The organism is Pseudomonas sp. Marseille-Q0931, assembly GCF_940789645.1.
Taxonomy (GTDB): domain Bacteria; phylum Pseudomonadota; class Gammaproteobacteria; order Pseudomonadales; family Pseudomonadaceae; genus Aquipseudomonas.
In genome coordinates this window covers 244,812-268,505 of the sequence record NZ_CALNWT010000002.1, presented here as the reverse complement: position 1 = coordinate 268,505, position 23,694 = coordinate 244,812, and the positions used below count along the sequence as shown (strand labels likewise).

27 protein-coding genes are annotated in these 23,694 nt (G+C 63.0%); 11 read left to right on the top strand and 16 right to left on the bottom strand.

Annotated elements, in window-relative coordinates; translation table 11 throughout:
• Positions 1 to 212 precede the first annotated feature (212 nt).
• From P3C50_RS07505 to P3C50_RS07480, 6 genes are all read left to right on the top strand, one after another.
• A complete protein-coding gene (locus P3C50_RS07505; protein ID WP_275545516.1) occupies positions 213 to 1,856 on the top strand; it encodes a histidine kinase N-terminal 7TM domain-containing protein in 1,644 nt (547 codons plus the stop codon).
• Between the two features lie 89 nt (positions 1,857 to 1,945).
• A complete protein-coding gene (gene estP / locus P3C50_RS07500; RefSeq protein ID WP_275545515.1) occupies positions 1,946 to 3,790 on the top strand; it encodes an esterase EstP in 1,845 nt (614 codons plus the stop codon).
• A 157-nt stretch (positions 3,791 to 3,947) separates the two neighbouring features.
• Positions 3,948 to 4,955 (top strand): class 1 fructose-bisphosphatase, encoded by a 1,008-nt coding sequence (locus tag P3C50_RS07495; RefSeq protein ID WP_197857987.1) that lies wholly within the window; start codon positions 3,948 to 3,950, stop codon positions 4,953 to 4,955.
• Positions 4,955 to 5,557, top strand: coding sequence for a DUF924 family protein (locus tag P3C50_RS07490; protein ID WP_275545514.1), 603 nt, complete (start codon positions 4,955 to 4,957; stop codon positions 5,555 to 5,557). Before P3C50_RS07495 ends, P3C50_RS07490 begins: the two co-directional genes overlap by 1 nt.
• 69 nt (positions 5,558 to 5,626) lie before the next feature.
• Complete coding sequence (gene bamE / locus P3C50_RS07485) at positions 5,627 to 5,878, top strand: outer membrane protein assembly factor BamE domain-containing protein (RefSeq protein ID WP_275545513.1); 252 nt, start codon at positions 5,627 to 5,629, stop codon at positions 5,876 to 5,878.
• Between the two features lie 12 nt (positions 5,879 to 5,890).
• A complete protein-coding gene (locus tag P3C50_RS07480; protein ID WP_275545512.1) occupies positions 5,891 to 6,433 on the top strand; it encodes a lipocalin family protein in 543 nt (180 codons plus the stop codon).
• A 71-nt stretch (positions 6,434 to 6,504) separates the two neighbouring features.
• On the opposite strand, the gene P3C50_RS07475 is transcribed toward P3C50_RS07480, so the two are convergent.
• Entirely contained in the window at positions 6,505 to 6,942 is a 438-nt protein-coding gene (locus tag P3C50_RS07475; protein ID WP_275545511.1) for a hypothetical protein, read from the bottom strand.
• Between the two features lie 77 nt (positions 6,943 to 7,019).
• Between P3C50_RS07475 and pip the strand changes: the two genes are divergently transcribed.
• Positions 7,020 to 7,991 (top strand): prolyl aminopeptidase, encoded by a 972-nt coding sequence (gene pip, locus P3C50_RS07470; RefSeq protein ID WP_275545510.1) that lies wholly within the window; start codon positions 7,020 to 7,022, stop codon positions 7,989 to 7,991.
• Positions 7,988 to 8,425, top strand: a complete 438-nt coding sequence (gene dtd / locus P3C50_RS07465) for a D-aminoacyl-tRNA deacylase (protein ID WP_275545509.1) — start codon at positions 7,988 to 7,990, stop codon at positions 8,423 to 8,425. Before pip ends, dtd begins: the two co-directional genes overlap by 4 nt.
• Before the next feature lie 30 nt (positions 8,426 to 8,455).
• Here the strand turns inward: dtd and P3C50_RS07460 are convergent, their stop codons facing one another.
• The 9 genes from P3C50_RS07460 to ubiE form a co-directional block, all read right to left on the bottom strand.
• Entirely contained in the window at positions 8,456 to 9,166 is a 711-nt protein-coding gene (locus tag P3C50_RS07460; protein WP_197857980.1) for a 16S rRNA (uracil(1498)-N(3))-methyltransferase, read from the bottom strand.
• Positions 9,163 to 9,957 (bottom strand): twin-arginine translocase subunit TatC, encoded by a 795-nt coding sequence (tatC, locus tag P3C50_RS07455; protein ID WP_197857979.1) that lies wholly within the window; start codon positions 9,955 to 9,957, stop codon positions 9,163 to 9,165. Before tatC ends, P3C50_RS07460 begins: the two co-directional genes overlap by 4 nt.
• On the bottom strand, positions 9,954 to 10,295 hold the full coding sequence (gene tatB / locus P3C50_RS07450) for a Sec-independent protein translocase protein TatB (protein ID WP_275545508.1): 342 nt from the start codon (positions 10,293 to 10,295) through the stop codon (positions 9,954 to 9,956). Before tatB ends, tatC begins: the two co-directional genes overlap by 4 nt.
• Before the next feature lie 3 nt (positions 10,296 to 10,298).
• Positions 10,299 to 10,532, bottom strand: coding sequence for a twin-arginine translocase TatA/TatE family subunit (gene tatA, locus P3C50_RS07445; protein WP_197857977.1), 234 nt, complete (start codon positions 10,530 to 10,532; stop codon positions 10,299 to 10,301).
• Positions 10,533 to 10,554: 22 nt separating this feature from the next.
• Positions 10,555 to 10,890 (bottom strand): phosphoribosyl-ATP diphosphatase, encoded by a 336-nt coding sequence (locus tag P3C50_RS07440; protein WP_011920745.1) that lies wholly within the window; start codon positions 10,888 to 10,890, stop codon positions 10,555 to 10,557.
• On the bottom strand, positions 10,883 to 11,281 hold the full coding sequence (gene hisI / locus P3C50_RS07435; protein WP_275545507.1) for a phosphoribosyl-AMP cyclohydrolase: 399 nt from the start codon (positions 11,279 to 11,281) through the stop codon (positions 10,883 to 10,885). Before hisI ends, P3C50_RS07440 begins: the two co-directional genes overlap by 8 nt.
• 70 nt (positions 11,282 to 11,351) lie before the next feature.
• Positions 11,352 to 12,938 (bottom strand): ubiquinone biosynthesis regulatory protein kinase UbiB, encoded by a 1,587-nt coding sequence (gene ubiB / locus P3C50_RS07430; protein ID WP_197857976.1) that lies wholly within the window; start codon positions 12,936 to 12,938, stop codon positions 11,352 to 11,354.
• Positions 12,935 to 13,552, bottom strand: a complete 618-nt coding sequence (locus P3C50_RS07425; RefSeq protein ID WP_275545506.1) for a ubiquinone biosynthesis accessory factor UbiJ — start codon at positions 13,550 to 13,552, stop codon at positions 12,935 to 12,937. The genes ubiB and P3C50_RS07425 overlap by 4 nt, the downstream gene beginning before the upstream one ends.
• Positions 13,552 to 14,322 (bottom strand): bifunctional demethylmenaquinone methyltransferase/2-methoxy-6-polyprenyl-1,4-benzoquinol methylase UbiE, encoded by a 771-nt coding sequence (ubiE, locus tag P3C50_RS07420; protein ID WP_275545505.1) that lies wholly within the window; start codon positions 14,320 to 14,322, stop codon positions 13,552 to 13,554. Before ubiE ends, P3C50_RS07425 begins: the two co-directional genes overlap by 1 nt.
• A 147-nt stretch (positions 14,323 to 14,469) precedes the next feature.
• Here ubiE and P3C50_RS07415 point away from each other — a divergent pair, with 147 nt between their 5' ends.
• The 3 genes from P3C50_RS07415 (at position 14,470) to P3C50_RS07405 (ending at position 16,285) form a co-directional block, all read left to right on the top strand.
• Positions 14,470 to 14,745 carry a polyhydroxyalkanoic acid system family protein gene (locus tag P3C50_RS07415; protein WP_275545504.1) on the top strand — a complete coding sequence of 92 codons (276 nt, stop codon included), beginning with the start codon at positions 14,470 to 14,472 and terminating at the stop codon, positions 14,743 to 14,745.
• Positions 14,746 to 14,952: 207 nt separating this feature from the next.
• Positions 14,953 to 15,399: a phasin family protein gene (locus tag P3C50_RS07410; protein WP_197856955.1), complete on the top strand. Its 447-nt coding sequence runs from the start codon at positions 14,953 to 14,955 to the stop codon at positions 15,397 to 15,399.
• 10 nt (positions 15,400 to 15,409) lie between these two features.
• A complete protein-coding gene (locus tag P3C50_RS07405) occupies positions 15,410 to 16,285 on the top strand; it encodes a phasin family protein (RefSeq protein ID WP_275545503.1) in 876 nt (291 codons plus the stop codon).
• A 47-nt stretch (positions 16,286 to 16,332) separates the two neighbouring features.
• Here P3C50_RS07405 and P3C50_RS07400 read toward each other — a convergent pair whose 3' ends face one another.
• The 6 genes from P3C50_RS07400 to hslU all read right to left on the bottom strand — a co-directional run bounded on the left by P3C50_RS07400 (position 16,333) and on the right by hslU (position 23,692).
• The gene (locus P3C50_RS07400) at positions 16,333 to 16,947 is read right to left on the bottom strand and encodes a TetR/AcrR family transcriptional regulator (protein WP_275545502.1); all 615 of its coding nucleotides are present in this window, start codon (positions 16,945 to 16,947) and stop codon (positions 16,333 to 16,335) included.
• Between the two features lie 70 nt (positions 16,948 to 17,017).
• Positions 17,018 to 18,700: a class II poly(R)-hydroxyalkanoic acid synthase gene (phaC, locus tag P3C50_RS07395; RefSeq protein WP_275545501.1), complete on the bottom strand. Its 1,683-nt coding sequence runs from the start codon at positions 18,698 to 18,700 to the stop codon at positions 17,018 to 17,020.
• Between the two features lie 227 nt (positions 18,701 to 18,927).
• Positions 18,928 to 19,785: a poly(3-hydroxyalkanoate) depolymerase gene (gene phaZ / locus P3C50_RS07390; RefSeq protein WP_197856959.1), complete on the bottom strand. Its 858-nt coding sequence runs from the start codon at positions 19,783 to 19,785 to the stop codon at positions 18,928 to 18,930.
• 142 nt (positions 19,786 to 19,927) lie between these two features.
• Positions 19,928 to 21,607 (bottom strand): class II poly(R)-hydroxyalkanoic acid synthase, encoded by a 1,680-nt coding sequence (phaC, locus tag P3C50_RS07385; RefSeq protein ID WP_275545500.1) that lies wholly within the window; start codon positions 21,605 to 21,607, stop codon positions 19,928 to 19,930.
• Between the two features lie 289 nt (positions 21,608 to 21,896).
• Positions 21,897 to 22,268, bottom strand: coding sequence for a gamma-butyrobetaine hydroxylase-like domain-containing protein (locus P3C50_RS07380; RefSeq protein WP_197856961.1), 372 nt, complete (start codon positions 22,266 to 22,268; stop codon positions 21,897 to 21,899).
• Between the two features lie 83 nt (positions 22,269 to 22,351).
• Positions 22,352 to 23,692, bottom strand: coding sequence for an HslU--HslV peptidase ATPase subunit (gene hslU, locus P3C50_RS07375; RefSeq protein ID WP_275545499.1), 1,341 nt, complete (start codon positions 23,690 to 23,692; stop codon positions 22,352 to 22,354).
• Positions 23,693 to 23,694: the final 2 nt, after the last annotated feature.

Genomic DNA, 23,694 nt, shown 5'->3' with positions numbered 1-23,694 from the left:
GGGAATGCATGTCATTACTGTTCAAGCCATGCTTTTGCAGTATCGTAAGCAGCGTTCACGGTTTCTTCGGTTGGGAAGTATCGCCGCGTTGTGAGTCGTGAGCAGTTTCGGGCGCCAGCGCCCTCTACTCTGGTCAGGAAGGCCCGCTTGCGTATCTCGACTTGCTTCATCGTTCCCTCCGTAAAAGGCTTTTGCCAACGGAGGCCCGGTTGATGCAGGCCTGCCTGGCGCCGGGCTGGTCACCGTCGCCCCCGGTTCTCGTCACTCTGCTAGTGTGCTTTGGCGTCATCCTGCTGGCGCACTGGATGACCCGCCAGCGCGATTTTCCAGGACGCGACAGCTTCATACTGCTGCACCTTTCCAGCCTCTGGTGGATGGCCTGCGCATCACTCGAACTGAGCGTGATGTCGGCAGAGTGCAAGATGTTCCTCTCCGGCCTCGCCTGGCTCGGCATCCTGTTCACGCCCACGTTCTGGGCGGTATTTCTCTGGCAGTACGTCAACAGTGTGCGCACACCGGTGCCGCGTGCCGGGGTGCTGGCGCTGAGCCTGATGCCCGTGCTGGTCTGGATCATTGCGCTGAGCAACCCCTGGCACAACCTGTTCTACCTAGCCAGCACCGGCCCGATCAACGACAGCCCCGGGGCTCCGGTGCTTTATCGGCATGGTCCGCTGTTCTACGCCACCGCGGCTTATGTCTACCTATTGATGGCGTTCTGCATGGGCGTGGTGGTGCGTGCAGCGGTGCTCAGCCACGGGTTGCATCGGCGACATTATCTGGGTTTCGTTCTGGTCACGGCAGCGCCCTGGACAGCCAACATCGCTTACTTGGTGTTCGGCTGGACGGTGTTTGGCGTCGACCCCACGCCGTTCTGCTTCGCCTTTACCCTGGTCGCCTTCGCCTGGCTGATTCACGGCGTGCGCCTGTTCGACCTGCTGCCGGTGGCGCGGCACCTGCTGCTCGAAGCGCTGATCGATCCGGTGCTGGTGGTCGACCCGCGTGGGCGGGTGATCGAGGCAAACCCGGCAGCGCTCAAACTGGCAGGGCTGCAACAGGGCTGGCAAGGTCAAGCGCTGGCCGACTGGCCGGTATTCGGCGCCGACCTGCAGCGCTTGCTCGAACAGCACGAGGGCGAGGCGAGCGAGCAGATGCTCAGCCTGACCAGCGCCGCGCGCTACTACGAAGTGCGTGTACGCGGGATCGAGCGCACGACGCGCAACGGCCCGGTTCTGCTTGGGCGCATGCTTTATGTGCGTGATGTCACGCAGCGCCATCTCGCCGAGCTCAAGCTGGCCGAGGCCCTGGCCGTCAGCGAGGAGCGCTTGCGCACCATTTCCGTTTTGCACGAGCAACTGCGTGAGCAGGCGTTGTGCGACCCGCTGACCGGACTCTACAACCGTCGCTATCTGGATGAGTTCTTCGACCGTGAACTGGCCAGGGCGCAGCGCGAAAATCTGCCATTGGCACTGGCGCTTATCGATCTCGACCATTTCAAGCAGCTCAACGACGAGTACGGTCACCTGGTAGGCGACGACGTGCTCAAGTCCGTGGCACAGCACCTCTTGGACAACCTGCGCAGCACCGACGCGGTATTCCGTATCGGTGGCGAGGAATTTCTGCTGATTCTGTCGGGGTTGAATGCGCAGGCTGCGCACGCTCGACTCGAATCGCTGCGCATGCAGCTGGCGAGCGTGGAGCACCCGACGCGCATGGGTACGATGCCTGTGACCTTGTCCGCTGGCATTGCGGTATGGCCGGCCAATGGTGGACAACTCGATGCGCTGCTGCATGCGGCAGACATAGCACTGTATGCGGCCAAACGCGGCGGGAGGAATCGTATAGCTTTGGCTTCATAGAGTGAATATCGCAGCCAACTGGATGTTTTTCAGCGCAGGAGCCGCTACATTTGTTGAGAAGTTCATTCCAACAACAATAAGGACTTGCCATGAAACGTCTGCTCAAACCGCTGGCGGCTGCCTGTTTGCTGGCTAGCGCCCATCCTCTTTACGCCGCCCCCTACAGTGCATTGCACGTATTTGGTGACAGCCTCAGTGATGCAGGCTGGTTTACTGATGCTGACGGCCCTGCCGGTGCTACTACCCGTTTCACCAATCGAGTTGGCCCTACCTATCAGGACGGCAGTGGCGAAGCTTTCGGCCCGGTGGCGCCCATGCTGCTTGGCGATGCCCTTGGTTTGGGTGGAGCAGGCCTGGGGCCGGCGAATTCGGTTGAGGGTGGCAACAACTGGGCGGTTGGTGGCTATCGTACCGACGAGATCCTCAACACCATCAGCGGTCCAGGCGGGTACCTGGCCTCCAGCGGCGGGCGTGCCGATCCCAACGCGTTGTATTACCTCACCGGTGGTGGGAATGATTTTCTTCAGTTTCGTGTAATCGATACCGCCAGCGCTCAAGCGGCTGGCGGTAGGCTGGTCGACAGCGTCGAGGTTCTGCAGCAGGCAGGCGCGCGCTACATCATGGTGTGGCTGCTGCCGGATATCGGTCTCACACCGAATTTCTACGGTGGCGGACTGCAGGACTTCCTTTCCGGGCTGGGAAGCGACTTCAACCAGGAGGTGGTAAGTCAGTTGGCAACCGTCAATGCCAATGTGATCCCGCTGAATATCCCGCTCAATCTTTCGGAAACACTGGCTGATCCCGGCCGTTACGGCCTGGTCGATGACCGTGACGCGGTAATCGGCAGCTGTTTCGATGACTGCACCAACCAACACCCGGTTTACGGGGTCAATGGCACCAATCCTGACCCGACCAAGCTACTGTTCAACGACAGCGTTCATCCGACAATCGCCGGGCAGCGTATCATTGCCGACTATGCCTACTCGCTTCTCGCGGCGCCCTGGGAAATCACGCTTCTGCCGGAAATGGCATTGGGTACGCTGCGTGGCCACCAGGACCAGTTGCGCGCTCAGTGGCTTGCTGACTGGGAAGCCTGGCAAGGGGTAGGGCAGTGGCGTGCCTTCATCAACACCGGCGGCCAGCGCCTGGATTACGATCTGCACGATGGCGATGCCGATGGCAATGGCTACAGCCTCAACTTCGGGACCAGTTATCGAGTCAGTGATGCCTGGCGCCTGGGTCTGGCCGCCGGGCTTTACCAGCAGAGCCTGGAAGCAGGTGCTGCAGATTCCGATTACGATCTGCGCAGCTACCTGGGCACTGCGTTCGCGCAGTATCAGCACAATCGCTGGTGGGGCGATTTGTCCGCCAGTATCGGTCGTCTCGACTACGACGACCTCAAGCGCAAGTTCGCTATCGGTCCTGCCACCAACTCGGAAAAGGGCGATACCGACGGTGATCTGTGGGCCTTCAGCGGCCGCTTCGGCTACGACATCGCTCAGCCTGGCAGCCAGTGGCACCTGAGCCCTTTCCTGAGCGCCGACTATGCGCGGATCGAAGTGGACGGCTATGCCGAGGATGGTCAACGCTCCACGGCCCTGAGCTACGGAGATCAGGTGCGCAAATCCAAGCGTCTCGGTGCCGGCCTGCAGGGGCTTTACGACCTCACGCCACAGACCCGTCTCTTCGCTGAGCTGGCGATGGAGCGGGAATATGAAGACGATCCAAGCGAAGTGCGCATGGCTCTTAACAGCCTGCCGGGGATCGGTTTCGAACTGCCTGGCTATCAACCCGACGATCGTATGTGGCGCGGTCATGTCGGTGTCAGCCATAACCTGGGGAACGGTTTGTCGCTACGCGGCAGCTATAGCTACCGGCATGCCGACGATGAAGCCCAGCATGGTTTGAATCTTTCCCTGTCACTGGAGCTCTAAGAGTCGTTCCGACGCCAGCGTACTTCCTCTGAAGAGCGCTGGCAGCCGGTCCGAAGCGCGCTTCGTCATTTTCTCCTGCTCGTCGTGGCCTCAGGGAGGCGGCCATGGCGGGAACGGGTTAAACTGCGCGCGATTTTTCCCCTTTCCGGAGCCGTCCATGTCCCGCGTCACCCTGAGCCGCTACCTGATCGAGCAGACTCGCAGCCATAACACCCCGGCCGACCTGCGTTTCCTTATCGAAGTCGTAGCACGGGCCTGCAAGGCGATCAGCCACCAGGTTTCCAAGGGCGCCCTCGGCGGCGTACTGGGCAGCCTGGACAGCGAGAACGTACAGGGCGAGGTACAGAAGAAGCTCGATGTGATCTCCAACGAGATCCTGCTCGAAGCCAACGAATGGGGTGGCCACCTGGCCGGTATGGCGTCCGAGGAAATGGACAATGCCTACCAGATCCCCGGCAAGTATCCGAAAGGCGCCTACCTGCTGGTATTCGACCCGCTGGACGGCTCCAGCAACATCGATGTCAACGTTTCGGTCGGCACCATCTTCTCGGTGCTGCGTTGCCCCGAGCGCAACGGCGAGACCGGTGACCTGGGCGAGGAGGCTTTCCTCCAGCCGGGCACGCAGCAGGTTGCGGCCGGCTACGCCATCTACGGTCCGCAGACCATGCTGATGCTGACCCTTGGCGACGGCGTCAAGGGCTTCACCCTGGATCGCGAACTGGGCAGCTTCGTGCTCACCCACGACAATATCAAGGTGCCGGAGTCGACCAAGGAATTCGCCATCAACATGTCCAACCAGCGTCACTGGGAAGCGCCGGTGCAGCGTTACGTGTCCGAGCTGCTGGCCGGCGAGACCGGGCCGCTGGGGCGCAACTACAACATGCGCTGGATCGCCTCGATGGTGGCCGACGTGCATCGCATCCTTACCCGTGGCGGCGTGTTCATGTACCCGCGTGACGCTCGCGAGCCCGAGAAGCCGGGCAAGCTGCGCCTGATGTACGAAGCCAACCCGATGTCGATGATCATCGAGCAGGCTGGCGGCGCTGCCACCGACGGTAGCCAGCGCATTCTCGATATCCAGCCCACCTCGCTGCACCAGCGCGTGCCGGTCTTCCTCGGCTCCAAGGAAGAAGTGTTGCGCGTTACCGCCTATCACCGTAGCTGATGCACGCCTGGCAGCTGTTGCTCGACTGGTGGTTCGGTGCCGATCACGGCACCGCCACCGAAGTGGCGGCGGCGCGCCACGGTTTGTGGTTCGGCAAGCGTGACAGCCAGGATCGCGAGGCCGAGGTGCGTTTCGGCGCATTGGTCGAGCGGGCCCTTGCCGGCGAGCTGCAAGGCTGGGCGGATGACCCACAGGGCTGGCTGGCGCAACTGATTCTTCTCGATCAGTTGCCGCGTATGATCTTCCGCGATACGCCCCGGGCCTTCGCCGGTGACCGCCTAGCTCGCCCGCTGTTGCAAGCAGGGTTGGATCGCGATTGGGATCGCAGGCTGGCACCCATCCAGCGGGTGTTTGCCTATCTGGTGTTCGAGCATGCCGAAGACCTGCCCTTGCAGAACCGCGCTGTCGAGCTGTTCGCCAGCCTGGTGAACGAAGCCGCCGCCGACGAGCAGACGTTATTCGCCGACTTCCTCGATTTCGCCGAGCGCCACCAGCGGATTATCGCCCGTTTCGGGCGCTTCCCCCATCGCAACGCGATTCTGGGGCGCGCCTGCACTGACGAAGAACAGGCCTTCCTGCGGGAACCCGGCTCGCGTTTCTGAACTCCAATCGGGCAAGTCGTCGCCGGCTATGCCAAGCTTGCCGGCACCTTCCCATCTGGAGCTTTATCCATGTCGATGCGTATCGTCGCGTTGCTCGCCTGCTGCCTGCTTGCCGCCTGCAGCAAGATCAATCAGGAAAACTACTCCAAACTCGAAGCCGGCATGAGCAAGCAGGAGGTTGAAAGCCTGCTCGGTACGCCGGCCGAGTGTGCCGGTGCGCTGGGGATGACCAGCTGTACCTGGGGCGACGACAAGGCCTATATCAGCGTCCAGTACGCCGGGAACAAAGTCATGCTGTTTTCCGGCAAGGGACTCAAGTAAACAGGAGCTTCCATGCGTTCGATCCTAATCGCCAGCGCCATTCTCGCCCTCGCCGGCTGTGCCAACTCCGGTACCGGCAGCATTCAGAAGCCGCCGCCGCAGACCATGCAGGTCGACTTGCAGCGCTACCAGGGCACCTGGTACGAGCTGGCGCGCCTGCCGATGTTCTTCCAGCGCAACTGCGTGCAGTCCGAGGCGCATTATGGTCTGCGTGACGATGGCCGCATCGACGTGACCAACCGCTGCCGCGACAAGGATGGCGAGTGGATCGAGGCCAAGGGCGTGGCCGAGCCTCAGGTCGAAGGCAAGACCGACAAGCTCTGGGTCACCTTCGATAACTGGGCCAGCAAGCTGCTGCCGATCAAGGGCGACTACTGGGTGATCTACCACGACGAGGACTACCGCGTGGCGCTGGTCGGCCACCCGGAGCACAAGTACCTGTGGCTGCTGTCGCGCACTCCGGAAATCGACCAGGAAACCCGCAACAAGCTGCTCGACATCGCGCGCGAGCAGGGTTACGTGACCTCGGAGCTGATCTGGCGCAAGGCCGACTGATATCCCTGTAGCCCGGATGCAATCCGGGGATGTTTTTCCGGACTGTCACGGATTGCATTCGGGCTACGCCTTCACTCCCAATCCAGGCGCGCGAGCTTCCATTCGCCGTCGTCGAGCCACCACTCCAGTTTCACCGAATAGTGCCGCGCACTGTCGGGAATCAATCCTTCGGCGCCGCTCAGGCCCACCTGCGCCTCGGTGTAACCCTTGCTGCTGATGGCCTTGTCGATCCAGCTATTCTTGCCCAGGGCGAGCACCTTGATGTTCTTGTGGCGCAGAAACAGCAGGGTCATGGTGCGCTTGGCCCATTCGCGATCAAGCTCCTGGCGGGCCAGGAAATCGCCATGCAACTGGTCCATTACCGCACCGGTGCTCTTGGCTTCGATATTGTCCTGCAACTGCTGAACAGCGGCTTCCAGTGCAGCCTGCGGGTCGTCCCGGCCGCCGCAGCCGGCGAGCAGGAGGGTGATAGTCATGAACAGCGACCAGGATAGATGACGCATCGACATGCTGAACTTCCTTTTCATGGTTATGATGCCGGGCAGAGCGGACACGGCAGTTGTAGCCCAGCGAACAGGAGCCAACCATGCAGACTTTGTATCCGGAGATCAAACCCTACGCACGCCATGAGCTGGCGGTCGAGGCGCCGCACGTGCTGTACGTCGACGAGAGCGGCTCGGAGGACGGGTTGCCGGTGTTGTTCATCCATGGCGGCCCGGGCGCCGGCTGTGATTCTGCCAGCCGCCGCTATTTCGACCCTGCCCTGTATCGCATCGTTACCTTCGACCAGCGCGGCTGTGGTCGTTCCATGCCGCACGCGAGCCTGGAGAACAACACCACCCAGGCGCTGATCGGTGATATCGAGCGTATTCGCGAGCACCTGGGGATCGACAGGTTCGTGCTGTTCGGCGGCTCCTGGGGTTTCACCTTGGCGCTGGCCTACGCGCAAGCGCATCCGCAGCGGGTGCTCGGGCTGATTCTACGCGGCATCTTCCTGTGCCGGCCGCAGGAGTTCAGCTGGTTCTATCAGGAGGGCGCCAGCCGCCTGTTCCCCGATTACTGGGAAGACTATATCGCGCCGATTCCGCCAGAGGAGCGCGGCGATCTGATACAGGCCTTTTACAAGCGCCTGACCGGTGCCGACCAGATCGCCCAGATGCACGCGGCCAAGGCCTGGTCGACCTGGGAAGGGCGTACCGCCACGTTGCGCCCGAACACCCAGGTGGTCGAGCGCTTCAGCGAGGCGCATCGAGCGCTGTCCATTGCCCGTATCGAGTGCCACTACTTCGTCAATGATGCCTTTCTCGAGCCGAACCAGCTTCTGCGCGACATGCCGAAAATCGCCCACCTGCCGGGCATCATCGTGCACGGCCGCTATGACGCCATCTGCCCGCTGGACAACGCCTGGGCACTGCACCAGGCTTGGCCCAACAGCGAGCTGCAGATCATCCGCGACGCCGGCCACTCGGCGGCGGAACCCGGTATCACCGATGCGCTGATCCGCGCCACCGAGCAGATGGCCCGCCGCCTGCTCGACCTGCCGCCGGAGGACGCATGAAGCTGCTGATCCAGCGCGTCAGCGCAGCGAAGGTCGAGGTCGACGGCGAGGTGGTAGGCAGCATCGATCAGGGCCTGCTGGCACTGGTCGGCATCGAGCCGCAGGACGATCAGGCCAGCCTCGCCCGCGCCCTGCACAAACTGCTGAACTACCGCGTATTCAGCGACGAGGCGGGCAAGATGAACCGCTCGCTGACGGACGTGCAGGGAGGTCTCCTGCTGGTCTCGCAATTCACCCTGGCCGCCGATACCAAGAGCGGCATGCGCCCCAGCTTTTCCAGCGCAGCGCCGCCTGCGCAGGGCGCTGCACTATTCGATGCCTTGGTCGAGATGGCCAAGGCCCAGCACCCTCAGGTCGGCACCGGACGTTTCGGCGCCAATATGCAGGTGCACCTGGTCAACGATGGGCCGGTAACCTTCCTGCTCGAGGTATAGCGCTCGCTCCTACAGATTGGTCGTTCTCGTTCAGAACAACCGGGCCAGTAACGCTGGCACCGCCGTCTCCACCCGTAGAATGCGCTCGCCCAACTGCACCGGTTGCAGGCCTGCGGCTTCGCGCAGTAGCTCGACTTCGTAGGGAATCCAGCCACCTTCCGGGCCGATGGCCAGGGTCACCGGCTGCTGCACCGCGCGCGGGCAGGCCGGGTAGTCGCCCGGGTGGCCGATCAGACCCAGCGTGCCGGTTGTCAACGCCGGCAGGCGATCCTCGACGAAGGGCTTGAAGCGCTTCTCGATGCTCACCTCGGGCAGCACCGTATCCCGCGCTTGTTCCAGGCCGAGAATCAGCTGTTCGCGAATCGCCTCGGCCTCCAGGAATGGCGTCTGCCAGAAGCTCTTTTCCACCCGGTAGCTGTTGACCAGCACCAGACGCGGTACGCCCATCGCGCTGACCGTCTGCAGCACACGCTTGAGCATCTTCGGGCGGGGCAGGGCGAGGACCAGGGTCAGCGGCAGCTTGGCCGGTGGCGGCTGGTCGAAGCTGACCTGCAGCTCTGCATGTTCGGTATCCAGGGCGAGTAGATGCCCCTCGCCCATCATCCCGCCAAGGCGGCCGACGCGCAGACGATCACCCGCTTCGGCGCGATGCACCTCATGCAGATGCTTCAGGCGCCTGCCAGTGAGGCGAACTCGATCGACGCCGACGAAATCGGCGTCTTCCAGCAGCAGCAGGTTCACGACAGCGGCGCGGGGGGCTGGTCTTCGGGCTCGGCCTGTTCTTCGCCCTGTTCCTCGTCGCGCTTGCGCTTGACCAGCGCGCCGGCCAGCAGGCCGCTTTCGAACAACAGCCACATCGGCAGGGCCAGCAAGGTTTGCGAGAACACGTCCGGCGGCGTCAGCACCATGCCGACCACGAAGCAGCCGACAATCACGTACGGGCGGCTCTTGCGCAAGGTTGCGACATCGACCAGTCCGACCCAGATCACCAGGAAGGTGGCGATGGGAATCTCGAAGGCCACACCGAAAGCGAAGAACAGCGTCAGGACGAAGTCCAGGTACTGGCCAATGTCGGTCATCATCGCCACCCCTTGCGGGGTCACGCTGGCGAAGAAGCCGAACATGATCGGGAACACCACGAAGTAGGCGAAGGCCATGCCGGCGTAGAACAGGAAGATACTGGAGATCAGCAGCGGCACCGCGATGCGTCGCTCGTGGGTGTACAACCCCGGGGCGATGAAGCCCCAGGCCTGGTGCAGGATCACCGGCATGCCGAGGAACAGCGCGCACATCAGGGTCAGCTTGAACGGCGTGAGGAAGGGCGAGGCGACGCCGGTGGCGATCATCGTCGCACCTTCCGGCAGATAGGCGCGCAGCGGCGCCGCCACCAGGGCGTAGATATCCTGAGCGAAGTAAAACAGCCCGCCGAAGATCAGCAGGATGATCACCACGCAGCGCAACAGACGCGTGCGCAGCTCGGTCAGGTGCGAGACCAAGGGCATTTCCTGGTCGGCGTCCGGCAGTTTGCTCATGGCTGGGGATTCTTGTCCTGGGCGGCGGGCGGGGTCGGCTCGGCGGCGCTTTTGCTGGTCTCGCTACCCGGGTTGAGGCTGGTGGTGTCGAGGATGTCCTGCTTCATCGCCTTCATTTCCCGCTCCAGCTCGAGAATCCGCTCGTTGTGCAGCTGGCGGCGGATTTCGTCGGCGCCGATCTCCCGCTCCACCTCGGCCTTGATCGAATTGAAGCTGCGCTTGATCCGGCCGATCCACAGGCCGGTGGTGCGCACGGCGCCGGGCAGGCGCTCGGGGCCGAGCACCACCAGGGCCACCAGACCGACCAGCAGCAGTTCGGTAAAACCGATGTCGAACATGGCTTAGTCTTTCTTCGCCGGCTCTTCGACCTTGCGTGCCTGGGCGTCGATGGTCTGGCCCTTGGGTTCTTCCACGGCCGGCTTGTCGGCCTCACCGTTGTCCATCGACTTGCGGAAGCCCTTGATCGCGTCGCCCAGGTCTGAGCCCAGGTTCTTCAGGCGCTTGGTGCCGAACAGCATGACCACGATGAGCAGGACGATCAGGAGTTGCCAGATGCTGATACCGCCGAATCCCATGATGAGTACTCCGTTGTAAAAGTTATTCCGATTGCGGTCGCGCGGCTTTTTCCGCGTGGCCGGAGAGGCCGAAACGGCGATCCAGTTCATCCAGCACGGCCTGTGGATGCTGGCCGAGGGCGGCAAGCATGACCAGGCTGTGGAACCACAGATCGGCGGTTTCGTAGATCAGGTCCTTGCAGTCACCGCTGGCGGCGGCGTCCTTGGCGGCGAGGATGGTTTCCACCGATTCCTCACCGACCTTTTCCAGAATCTTGTTCAGGCCCTTGTGATACAGGCTGGCGACATAGGAGCTGTCCGGCGCTGCGCCTTTGCGCGCTTCCAGTACTTCGGCCAGGCGGCTCAGGGTGTCACTCATGGCTGTGTCCTGCATAGATGGCGTGCGGATCTTTCAGCACGGCGTCGACGGTTTTCCAGCCGCCATTCTCATAAACGCGATAGAAGCAGCTCTCACGCCCGGTGTGGCAGGCGATGCCGCCCAGTTGCTCGACCATCAGCACGATGACGTCTGCGTCGCAGTCCAGGCGCAGCTCGTGCAGCTTCTGTACATGGCCGGATTCCTCGCCCTTGCGCCACAGCTTGCCGCGCGAGCGCGACCAGTAGATGGCGCGCTGTTCGCTGATGGTAAGGGCGAGGGATTCGCGGTTCATCCAGGCCATCATCAGGATGCGGCCGGTCTGGTGTTCCTGGGCGATGGCCGGCACCAGGCCGTCTTCGTTCCAGTGGATTTCGTCGAGCCAATCGTTCATCGGTGTTCCAAGTCTGCCGGGGCTGCCGGACTGTCAATTCGCCAAGTGTGCCAGCGCCGTGGCTAGCTGGCTATCGGCGCAGCACCAGATAGAGTCCACCGCCGACCATCAGCCAGGCGGGCCAGGCGGCCAGCAGCGGTGCCAGGCCTTGAATGGTGCCGGCGCCGATCAGCGCGGCGCCGAGCAGGCGCAGTGGCCAGCGATCATTGTCCGGACGTTGTTCTTCCCGTTGCTGCGAGCGCTGCAGGCGCTCCAGGGTGTCGCGCGCGATCTGCGACAGGTGCGGCACCTGCTCGGCCTGTTGCTGCAGGTTGCGCAGCAGATGCAGCGGGCTGATGCGCTCGCGCATCCAGCGTTCGAGGTAAGGCTGGGCAGTGCTCCACAGGTCCAGATCCGGATACAGCTGGCGGCCCAGGCCTTCGATATTGAGCAGGGTCTTCTGCAGCAGCACGAGTTGGGGCTGCACTTCCATGTTGAAGCGACGGGCGGTCTGGAACAGGCGCAGCAGCAACTGGCCGAAGGAGATGTCCTTAAGCGGCTTTTCGAAGATCGGCTCGCACACGGTGCGGATAGCGGCCTCGAACTCGTTGACCTTGGTTTCTGCCGGTACCCAGCCCGAGTCGATGTGCAGCTGCGCCACCTTGCGGTAGTCGCGCTTGAAGAAGGCCAGCAGGTTGCGCGCCAGGTAGTCCTGGTCCTCGTCGGTGAGGCTGCCGACGATGCCGCAGTCGATGGCGATGTACTGCGGGCTCCAGGGCGTGCGGGTGCTGACGAAGATATTGCCGGGGTGCATGTCGGCGTGGAAGAAGCTGTCGCGGAACACCTGGGTGAAGAAGATCTCCACGCCGCGCTCGGCCAGCAGCTTCATGTCGGTGCGCTGGTCGGCCAGGGTGGCCAGGTCGGTCACCGGAATGCCGTAGATGCGCTCCATCACCAGCACCTGGTGACGGCACAGGTCCCAGTAGACCTGCGGCACGTAGAGCAGTGGCGAACCTTCGAAGTTGCGCCGCAGCTGGCTGGCGTTGGCCGCCTCGCGCAGCAGGTCGAGTTCGTCGTAGATGGTCTTCTCGTAGTCGCTGACCACCTCCACCGGGTGCAGGCGGCGAGCATCGGCCGAGGCCTTCTCGGCGATGCGGGCGATCAGAAACAGCCAGGCCAGGTCCTGGCGGATCACTGGCTTGAGGCCCGGGCGTACTACCTTGACCACCACTTCCTCGCCGGTCTTGAGCTGCGCGGCATGTACCTGGGCCACCGAGGCCGAGGCCAGCGGCTGGCTGTCGAAGCGGGCGAACAGCTCGCTCACCGGCGCGCCGAGCTGGCGCTCGATCAGTGCGATGGCCTGATCCTCGGGGAACGGCGGCACTCGGTCCTGCAGATGCGTCAGCTCGTCGGCGATGTCCGGCGGAAGCAGGTCACGACGGGTGGACAGCAACTGGCCGAACTTGATGAAGATCGGCCCCAGGTCCTCTAGCGCCAGGCGCAGGCGCGCGCCGCGCGACAGCGCCAGCGGCTTGCGTGGCAGCCAGCGCCAGGGCAGCAGGCAGGACAAGGTGCGCAGCCAGAACGGCAGCGGCAGCTCGAAGAGCATCTCGTCCAGTTGATAGCGGATCACTACGCGCTGGATGCGCAACAGACGGCGAACGGCAAGCAGCTTCATGCGTCGGGCTTATTGGCAGAAGTGAGGCGCTCGATGCGTGCTTCCAGGCGGTCGAGGGCGAGTTTGAGTTGGTCCAGCTCGGCGAAGCGCACATCGGCTTCGCGCTGTCCCACCAGGGTTCGGGATTCTTCGGCCAGGTAGTCGGCCAAGTCCTGCTTGAGGCTGGCGGCGCCGTTGCTGGCCAGGTTCACCCGGCTGCGCAAATGGCCGGCGAGCAGGGTAGTGGCCACCGGGCCGAGCCAGCGCGAGATTTCGTATTCCCAGTCCAGCTCCAGGTCCTGCAGGACGCCTGCCAGTTGCAGCAGCACGGCGCTGTCGCCATCGAGCGAGACTTCCGGGCGATGCAGCACGGCAGTCTTCTCGCGGCTCAGGGCCAGGCGCGCCAGGCTGGCAGCCGGTGCGGTGAGGGTGCAGTCGGCGGGCGCGTGCCATTGTGAGGCCAACTGCAGACCGTCGCCGCTGGGCAGGATGAACAGCTCCAGCGCCGGGCTTTGGCAATGCACGGCGATAACCTTGCCGCTGAGCGCCTGCAGGCGTGGCAAGGCCGTACCATCGAGGCGCAGGACGCGATTGAGGCCCGTCTCGACGCCGGCCAGCAAACCCGTGATGAGCATTAAGGCTTGATGCCTCTGTGCAGGGCGACGATGCCGCCGGTCATGTTGTGGTAGGTGACGCGCTCGAAACCGGCGTCGACCATCATCGCCTTGAGGGTCTCCTGATCCGGGTGCATGCGGATCGACTCGGCGAGGTAGCGGTAGCTGTCCGAATCATTGGTGATCAGCTTGCCGGCCAGCGGCATGAAGCTGAACGAGTAGGTATCGTAGGCCTTGGCCAGCAACGGGTTGCCGGGCTTGGAGAACTCCAGCACCAGCAGTCGCCCGCCCGGCTTGAGCACGCGCAGCATGGAGCGCAGGGCGTCTTCCTTGTGCGTTACGTTGCGCAGGCCGAAGGCGATGGTGACCACGTCGAAGTGGTTGTCCGGGAAGGGCAGCTTCTCGGCATCGGCTTGGACGAACTGCACGTTGCCGGCCACGCCCTTGTCCAGCAGGCGATCACGGCCGACCTTGAGCATCGAGTCGTTGATATCGGCCAGCACCACTTCGCCGGTCGGACCGACAATGCTGGCGAACTTGCGGGTCAGGTCACCGGTACCGCCGGCGATATCCAGCACGCGATTGCCCGGGCGTACGCCTGACAACTCGATGGTGAAGCGCTTCCACAGGCGGTGCAGACCGCCGGACAGCACGTCGTTCATCAGGTCGTACTTGGCCGCCACCGAGTGGAATACTTCGGCTACCTTCTCCGCCTTCTGGCTTTCCGGCACATCCTGGAAACCGAAGTGAGTGGTGGGTTCCTGCTCCTGGGCCTTGCGTGGATCGCTCATGTCGCTCTCACCGGATAGAAAACCGCATCATTCTAAAGCTGCGGGCAGTCTTTGTCTTGCTCGGGTGCCCGGCCGCGCGGTGGGCTGGTAGAGTGATGTGACCTCATGCCGCAGCCTTGCGGCGCGCTGCCAGTTCAAGGAGTTGCCATGTCCCGCATTCGTGTCGAACGAACCCATTCCCTTGGTCGCGAGGGCGCCCGTGAAAAGGCCGAGCGTCTGGCCGAACGCCTGGCCAGCGAGTACGACGTGCGCTATCGCTGGAACGGCGACACCCTGGAGTTCAAGCGCAGCGGCGCCGACGGCGCCATTACGGTCGGTGAAGATACCGTGCGTGTGGAGCTCAAGCTCGGGCTGCTGCTGTCGCCCATGGGCGGCATGATCCAGCGCGAGATCGAGCAGGTGCTGGACAAGTCGCTTGCTTGAACCTGTAGGAGCGGGACTCTTAGCGCGTAGGGTGGATGTCGCTTTTTACATCCACCGGGTTGGTGGATCGGTGAAGCGTGATCCACCCTACGGGTTGTGGCTAGCAGCTGCTCTTAGTATGTGATTTCTAATTTTTCTCCCTAGGGTGTACCCAAGCCTGCATTTCCGTGGGCGTTTCCGCTAACTGTAAAGCGCGTGAGGTGCACCATGTCGAAAGTCGCCGTGAAGAAAAAAGTCGAAGCCGTGGTCGAAGACAAGGCCGGTCTGTTCGACGACGTGAAGGGCTATGCCCGCAAGATCTACCTCGCTGGCCTGGGCGCTTATGCCAAGGCGGGTGTCGAGGGGGCTGAATACTTCAAGGAACTGGTCAAGGCCGGTGAAGGTGTCGAGAACAAAGGCAAGAAGCTGGTCGACGAACAGGTCGAGGCCGCCAACAGCCAGATCGAATCGGTCAGGCAGTCGGTCAATTCCAATGTCACCAGCGTTAAAGGCAAGGTCGAAGTTCGACTCGACAAGATCGAGAAGGCTTTCGATACTCGTGTGGCTTCCGCTCTGAACCGCATCGGCATTCCGTCCAAGCAGGACGTCGAAACACTCTCTGCTAAGCTGGATGAGCTGAGCGCGTTGCTCGAGCACGTCGCGCGTACCAAATAAGGAGATCAGGATGGCTGTTAAGAAGAAAACCGAGAAACAGACCAGCTCCTGGATCGGCGAGGTCGAGAAATACTCGCGCCAGATCTGGTTGGCAGGCTTGGGCGCTTATTCCAAGGTCAGCAAGGACGGCACCAAGCTGTTCGATACTCTGGTCAAGGACGGCGAGAAAGCCGAGAAGCAGGCCAAGAGCGAAGTCGACAAGCAGGTTGACGCGGTGAAGTCCGGCGTCGGCAGCAAGGTCGGTTCTGCCAAGTCCAAGGTCGATGAAGTCCGGGGCAAGGCGATCGGCAAGTGGGGCGAGTTGGAAGAGGCTTTCGACAAGCGTCTGAACAATGCCATCTCGCGTCTGGGCGTACCCAGCCGCAATGAGGTCAAGGCATTGAACGACAAGGTCGACAGCCTGACCAAGCAGCTGGAGAAAATCACCGGCGTGTCGGCCAAGTCGGTCGCCAAGCCAGCTGCCAAAGCAGCGCCCAAACCTGCTGCCAAGGCCGCTGCGAAACCTGCTGCGAAGCCGGCCGCCAAGCCAGCTGCCAAAGCTGCAGCCAAGCCAGCCGCGAAACCAGCCGCTTCGAAAGCTGCGGCTGCAAAACCGGCAGCCAAACCTGCGGCCAAGCCCGCGGCGAAGCCGGCAGCCAAGGCCGCAGCGAAACCCGCCGCCAAGCCAGCCGCTGCAGCAAAACCTGCGACCGCCGCCAAGCCGGCAGCTGCCAAGCCTGCGGCCAAACCGGCTGCCGCGAAGAAGCCGGCGGCGAAAAAGCCTGCCGCGCCCAAGGCGACTGCGGCGAAACTGGCAGCACCGACTCCGGCCCCGACGACCGCTGCAACTCCGGCAGCTACACCGGCTCCGGCTGCCGCTCCGGCGACTCCCGCCGCCTCGTCCTGAGTTTTTCGGGATCGCAAACGCCCGGCCTAGTGCCGGGCGTTTTCATTTCAGGCTTCCAGATAACGTTCTGCCAACTGCTCGACCGTGCCGCGTGAAGGCGGGTTCAGGTGCGGTGCGACCAGCATCATGATCTGGTACACCACCAGGCGTACTTCTGCGTCCTGATCGAGGATGCGCTGGTAGTCGAGGGAGAACAGCAGGGTCAGGGTGATCTGCTCGACCAGTTGGCCAAGTGCCTGGGTACCGCTGTTCAGCTGTCCATCGGCCATCAGGCGGGCGAGCAGGGCGGCCAGGGTGCGTTTCAGCGCGTTCAGCCAGTGGCGAATGCCACGCGCCAGTTTCGGCAGGCGTCCGGCCAGGTTGGACATGTCCTGAAAGAGAAAGCGGTACTGCGACAGGCGCTCGACGATCAGGTGCAGAAACAGCCAGTAGTCTTCGACATCCAGTTCGGCCTCGGCAGGCGGGTCGAGCAGCGGCGCCATCTCGCTCTGGAAGCGTTCGAACAGCTCCAGCACCAGCGGCTCCTTGCCGTGGAAGTGGTAGTAGAGATTACCCGGGCTGATGTCCAGTTCGTTGGCGATCTCCAGAGTGGAGACGTTGGGCTCGCCCTGCTCATTGAACAGCTGCAGGGCGGCTTGCAGAATGCGTTCGCGGGTTTTCATCCTTGGCTTCTTGTTCGACTGAGCGCGAAGAGCTGACGATAACCGGCCGCTGCGCTGCCGGCCATTGCTTTCAACGGATATGCACGTAGGTGCCCGGTGCCGCCTCCATGGCCGGATGGTTCTGGTTGCCCAGCGCCATCAGGGTTTCCCGCTGCTCGCCGGAACGCGCCTGAATCCACTCCAGCCACTGTGGCCACCAACTGCCCAGTTGATGCTGAGCCTCGTGGTACCAGGCGCGCGGGTCGGAGGTGAGCTTGGTGTTCTCGTAGTAGTTGGCCTTGGGGTTGCCCGGCGGGTTGAGAATGCTCTGGATATGGCCGCTGTTGGAGAGGATGAAACGGCGGTTGCCGCCAAGCAGCAGGGTCGAGCGATAGACCGCATCCCAGGGCGTGATGTGATCGTTGATGCCGGCCACGCTGAAGCTGTCGACGTTGACCTTGGCCAGGTCGACCGGTGTACCGCAGACCTCCAGCCCGCCGGCACGGCGCAGCGGGTTGTGCTTGAAGAAGTCGATCAGGTCGCCATGCAGGGCAGCGGGCAGGCGGGTGTTGTCGTTGTTCCAGTAGAGGATGTCGAACGCCGGTGGCTGCTTGCCGAGCAGGTAATTGTTGATCCAGTAGTTCCAGATCAGGTCGTTGGGACGCATCCAGGCGAACACCCTGGCCATGTCGCGGCCATCGAGTACGCCTTGCTGGTAGGAGCGGCGCTTGGCCGACTCGAGGGTTTCCTCATCGGCGAAGAGCATCGCCGGGCTGTCGATCTGGCTGTCGAGCAGGCTGACCATGTAGGTGGCGCTGGAGACTTTACGCAACTGCCGACGTGCCTGTAGATGGCCTTGCAGGGCGGCGATGGTGAGGCCGCCGGCGCAGGCGCCGAGCAGGTTGACGTCCTTGCCGCCGGTGATGGCGCGGCAGGCATCGACGGCTTCCTCGACCGCCTGCACATAGCTCGACAGGCCCCACTCGCGGTGGCGCGGATCCGGGTTGCGCCAGCTGATCATGAAGGTCTGCAAGCCGTTTTTCAGCGCGTATTGGACGAAGCTCTTGTCGTTGGACAGATCGAATATGTAGTACTTGTTGATCTGCGGCGGCACGATCAGCAGCGGCCGCAGGTACTGCTTTTCGCTCATCGGCTTGTACTGGATCAGCTCCAGCAGCTCGTTGCGAAACACCACGGCGCCGGGTGTGCAGGCCAGATTACGGCCGACCTCGAAGGCGTGCTTGCTGACCTGGCTGGGCAGGCCGTCGTTATGCAGCAGGTCGTCGAGCAGGTGGCGCAAACCCTTGAAGGCACTGCTACCGCCGGTGTTGAACAGCTCCTTTACCGCCTGCGGATTGAGCGGGCTGTTGGACGGCGACAGCGCGTCGCTCATCAGCGAGGCGAGAAAGCGTGCGCGGGCGCGATCATCGGCCGACAGATCGCTATCGTCGATCCACGCCGCCAGCTGTTTCTGCCAGGCCAGATAGGCCTGCAGGCTGCGTCGATAGAAGGGATTGAGGTGCCAGGTCGGGTCGGCGAAACGCGCATCCTGCGGGTTGACCTTGTGCAGGGTATCGCCGAGCAGCACGCGGCCCAGCTGGCCGCCGAAGGCCAGCAGATGCCGGCCGCTGCGTACTGGGTTCTTCAGGCTCTGGGCGGCCAGCAGGCGCATGGTCGATAACAGATCGCGCCCGCGTACGCCCACTACTGCGCTTTGGGCATTCATGAAAGTGGCAGGTGCCGGCAGTGAGGCCGGGTTCGACTTGTCTCGCATGGTGTAACACTCCATCGTCAAACCGCCTGGCAGATCGTTGCAACGACCTGCAAGAGACTTTCATGGCGCGGACTGCCTGACGCGCGCCTTGTACTTGTGCCGGGTGTGCAGCAAGCCCTGTACCAGGCGCACGGGAAGTGCATTGCAGAGCGCCTGTGGAAAATCGAAGGGGCCGTGATCGGCCCCTTTGTAGAGCATGCAGAACATTGCGCACCAAACCGGTGCCGTCAATGCTGGCGTACGGGGGTGGGCTGCGGGTGCATCACCGCACGGTGCCGCTCCTCCTCGAGGAATTTCATGATGATCGGCGCCACCGCTTCGGCGCGGGTCACTAGAAACAGGTGACCGTCGTCGATGATGTGCAGCTCCGAGTTGGGGATGCGCCAGGCCAGCAGGCGCATGTTGATCAAGGGAATCAGCGGGTCGTCGTCGCCGGCCATGATCAGCGTGGGTTGGCGAATCTTGTGCAGCCAGTGGATGCTGGTCCAGCCGAGGCCGGCAAACAGTTGCCAGTAGTAGCCCATCTTGCCGCCCGAGCGCACCTTGCTCGCGTGCGCCATGGCCAGCTTGGGATCGCGACGGAAGGCGCCGCCATAGATGTCAGGAGCGATACGCACGCCATAGGAGGGCTGCACGTAACGCCGTGGACTGGCCATGCGCCAGAGTACCTTGGGCTTGCCTGGCACCATCACCGCACCGGCCGAGGTGGCGGCAAGGATCAGCTTCTTGCAGCGCTCGGGGTAATCATGGGCGAATTGCTGCGCCAGGGCGCCGCCCCAGGACACGCCGATGGCGTTGACCTGGCCGTAGTCGAGGTAATCGAGCATGCGCGCTGCCAGCTTGGCCAGGCCCGGGAAGCGATAGGGTGTGGCCGGGGTCGATGAACCGCCGACGCCGGGTACGTCGAAGGCAATGATTTCCAGCTGCGGATCCAGGGCGGCGACGAAGGGCATCACCAGCTCGAGGTTGGCGCCGATGCCGTTGAAGATCAGCAATGGCACCAGTTGGCTGTTGCCCGGTCGCACCGCGGTGCGGATGGTCTGCCCATCGAGATCAATGGTGCGAAATACGAATGGTTGCGGCATCGGCGCAGCCCCTGTGGAGTTGAGCGCTGGAGACGGCCGTCCGGGCTGCCTCCAGGATTACCAGGATGAACCTGGTTAGCCACGCCCTGGCTGGCGCGTGGCGTGCGGCACTTCCCGGTGCCGCGGCGGTTGAAGCTGACGATCAGCGTTCGTGTACATAGGTGCCCGGAGCGGCTTCGCCTGCCGGGAATTTCTTGTTGCCCAGCGCTCTGGGCGCGTTTTTGGTTTCGCCCGAGCGTTCGGCCAGCCAGCTCTGCCAGTGCAGCCACCAGGAGTCGGCATGCTTGGTCGAGCTTTCCTGCCAGGCTTTCGGATCCAGTGGCATCTCGCTATTGGTCATGTAGCGCGCCTTGGGGTTGCCCGGCGGGTTGAGAATGCTCTGGATATGGCCGCTGTTGGACAGGACGAATTCGCACTTGCCGCCGAACAGATGAGCCGACTTGTAGCAGGAGTCCCACGGCGTGATGTGGTCGGTGGTGCCGGCGACGACGAAGAAGTCGCAGGTGACCTGCTTTAGGTCGATCGGCGTGCCGCAGACTTCCAGCGCGCCCGGGCGGGTCAGCGGGTTGGTCTGGAACATCTCGATGAACTCGCCGTGTAGCGCAGCCGGCAGGCGCGTGGTGTCGTTGTTCCAGTAGAGGATGTCGAACACCGGCGGCTCGTTGCCGAGCAGGTAATTGTTGACCCAGTAGTTCCAGATCAGGTCGTTGGGGCGCATCCAGGCGAACACCTTGGCCATGTCGCTGCCTTCCAGCACGCCGGCCTGGTAGGAACGGCGCTTGGCCGCTTCCAGAGTCTTCTCGTCGGCGAACAGCGCCACCTGTGTGTCGAGCTGGGTGTCGAGCACGCTGACCAGCAGGGTCAGCGCATTGACCTTGGGCTGGCCGAGGGCGGCGTAATGGCCGAGCAGCGACGCGGTGGTCAGGCCACCGGAGCAGGCGCCGAGCATGTTGATGTCCTTGCTGCCGGTGATGGCGCAGATGACGTCGATGGCTTCCTTGAGCGCCTCGATGTACGTGGACAGGCCCCACTCGCGCTGAGCCTTGGTCGGGTTGCGCCAGCTGACCACGAAGGTCTGTACCTGGCTGCGCAGGAGGAAGCGCGCCAGGCTCTTGTCCGGCGACAAGTCGAAGACGTAGAACTTGTTGATCTGCGGCGGCACGACAAGCAGCGGGCGCTCGTGCACGCTTTCGGTGATCGGCTTGTACTGGATCAGCTCCAGCACGTCATTGCGAAACACCACGGCGCCGTCGGTGGTGGCCAGGTTCTTGCCGACCTCGAAGGCCTCCATGTTCACCTGGCTGGGCATGCCGCCGTTGTGCACCATGTCCTTGGCCAGATGAGAGAGACCATCGAGCAGGCTCTTGCCGCCGGTCTCGAAGAAGCGTTTGACCGCCGCCGGGTTGGCCATGCTGTTGGAGGGCGCCATGGCTTCGGTCATCAGATTGATGACGAAATGACCGCGGCTGGCGTCCTGCTCGGACAGCGAGCTGTGCTCGACCCAGTCGTGCAGTTCCTTGCGCCAGGCCAGGTAGGTCTGCAGGTAGCGGCGATAGAGCGGGTTCTGGCTCCATGCCGGATCGGCGAAGCGGCGGTCGCCATCCTCGGGTTTGAGCGCGGACTGGCCGAGCACGACGTTCTTCAGTTCGAGGCCGAAATGGGCGACGTGCTTGGCGCTGTGGAAGGGTTGCTTGAGTGCCTGGGCGAGCACCATGCGGGCAGAGGTCAGGAGGTCCTTGCCGCGGATGCCGATCACCGGGTTGAGACCCAGGGTGTTTTCCGAGGCCTGGCGTTTCAGGTCTTCGTTATTCTTGTCACTCATCTACGACGCTCCAATGTCCTGAGTCGCGCACCGGCCGTGCTCGCGGCGAAACAAGGGCCAGGTACTGCTCGGGTTGCCGGGGGCGGATCGAGTCCGCGTCATGCATTGCATCTGGCTGGGCCAAATGCAGGGAACCTGCCAGTTCCTTGGTTACCCGAGTTTTTGCCGTTAGGCAAGCTGATCGATGGAGCAGGAGTATGCCGCGATAGTTTAGAAAAATCGTTCTAACTACCGGGTAATGAGCGGGGAGACGGGGCGGACGCTCTGCAACGGGGGCTTGCGCCTAAGGTCAGAGCATCAGACGTACGACGGACTCGTTGGGGTCGCGGGATTTGCCGGCGGCGCTGAGCTGCGCCAGGTAATCGGCCCAGAGCTGGTCATGCCGGGTGGCCAGCTCGTGCAGATAGTCCCAGGTGAACAGGCCGCTGTCATGGCCGTCGTCGAAGCACAGTTTCAGTGCGTAGTTGCCGGCCGGTTCGATGCGTTCGAGGCCGACATGGAGCTTGCCGGTCTGCAGGATCGGCTTGCCATGCCCCTGCACCTCGGCAGACGGCGAATGCACGCGCAGGAACTCGGCGCTGAGCGAGTAACGCTGTTCGCCGTAACGCAACTCCAGCGTTTTCGACGCCTTGTGCAGTTTGATCGCGCTGGGGATGGGCATGAGGCAGCTCCAAGTTGCAAGCCTCAAGCTACAAGTTCAAGCGGATATGCTTGCGGTTTGTAGCTTGCAGCTTGCGGCGGTTTTCAGAGGATATAGCGCGACAGGTCTTCGTCCTGCGCCAATTCGCCGAGGTGGCCGTTGACGTAGGCGGCATCGATGCGGATCGGTTCGCCGTTCTGCTGGCCAGCCAGATCGCCAGCGCTGAAGGAAACCTCTTCCAGCAGGCGTTCAAGCAGGGTGTGCAGGCGACGGGCGCCGATGTTCTCGGTCTTTTCGTTGACCTGCCAGGCGATCTCCGCCAGGCGCTTGATGCCGTCTTCGGTGAATTCGATATCCAGCCCTTCGGTCTTCAGCAGAGCACTGTATTGCTCGGTGAGCGAAGCGTGCGGTTCACTGAGGATGCGTTCGAAGTCCTGCGGGCTCAGGGCCTTGAGCTCGACCCGGATCGGCAGGCGGCCCTGCAGCTCAGGCACCAGGTCGCTCGGTTTGGACAGATGGAAGGCGCCCGAGGCGATGAACAGGATGTGGTCGGTCTTGACCATGCCCAACTTGGTGTTGACCGTACAGCCTTCGATCAGCGGTAGCAGGTCGCGCTGCACGCCTTCGCGCGAGACGTCGGCGCCGCCGGCATTGGCACGCTTGGCCACCTTGTCGATCTCGTCGATGAAGACGATGCCGTGCTGTTCGACGGCTTCCAGCGCGCGGGCCTTGAGCTCTTCCTCGTTGACCAAGCGCGCAGCTTCCTCGTCACGCACCAGTTTCATGGCATCGACGACCTTGAGCTTGCGGCTCTTCTTCTTGCCCTTGCCCATGCTGGAGAACAGGTTCTGCAGCTGGTTGGTCATCTCCTCCATGCCTGGCGGCGTCATGATCTCCACGCCCATGGGCGAGTCGGCCACTTCGATGTCGATTTCCTTGTCGTTCAACTGACCTTCGCGCAGGCGCTTGCGGAACAGCTGACGGGTGTTGGAATCCTCGCTGCGCGCCGGCTCGTCGCCGAAGCCCTGGCGCGCAGGCGGCAGCAGCGCGTCGAGGATGCGCTCCTCGGCGGCATCTTCGGCGCGGTGGCGAACCTTGGTCATTTCCTGTTCACGCAGCATCTTCACTGCGGCATCGGCCAGGTCACGAATGATCGATTCGACGTCGCGGCCGACGTAGCCGACCTCGGTGAACTTGGTGGCTTCCACTTTCAGGAAAGGCGCACTGGCCAGCTTGGCCAGGCGACGGGCGATCTCGGTCTTGCCGACGCCGGTCGGGCCGATCATCAGGATGTTCTTCGGCGTGACTTCCTGACGCAGCTCGGCCGGCAATTGCATGCGCCGCCAACGGTTGCGCAGGGCGATGGCGACGGCGCGCTTGGCGTCGTCCTGGCCGATGATGTGGCGGTTGAGTTCGTGGACGATCTCGCGGGGCGTCATGGACATGG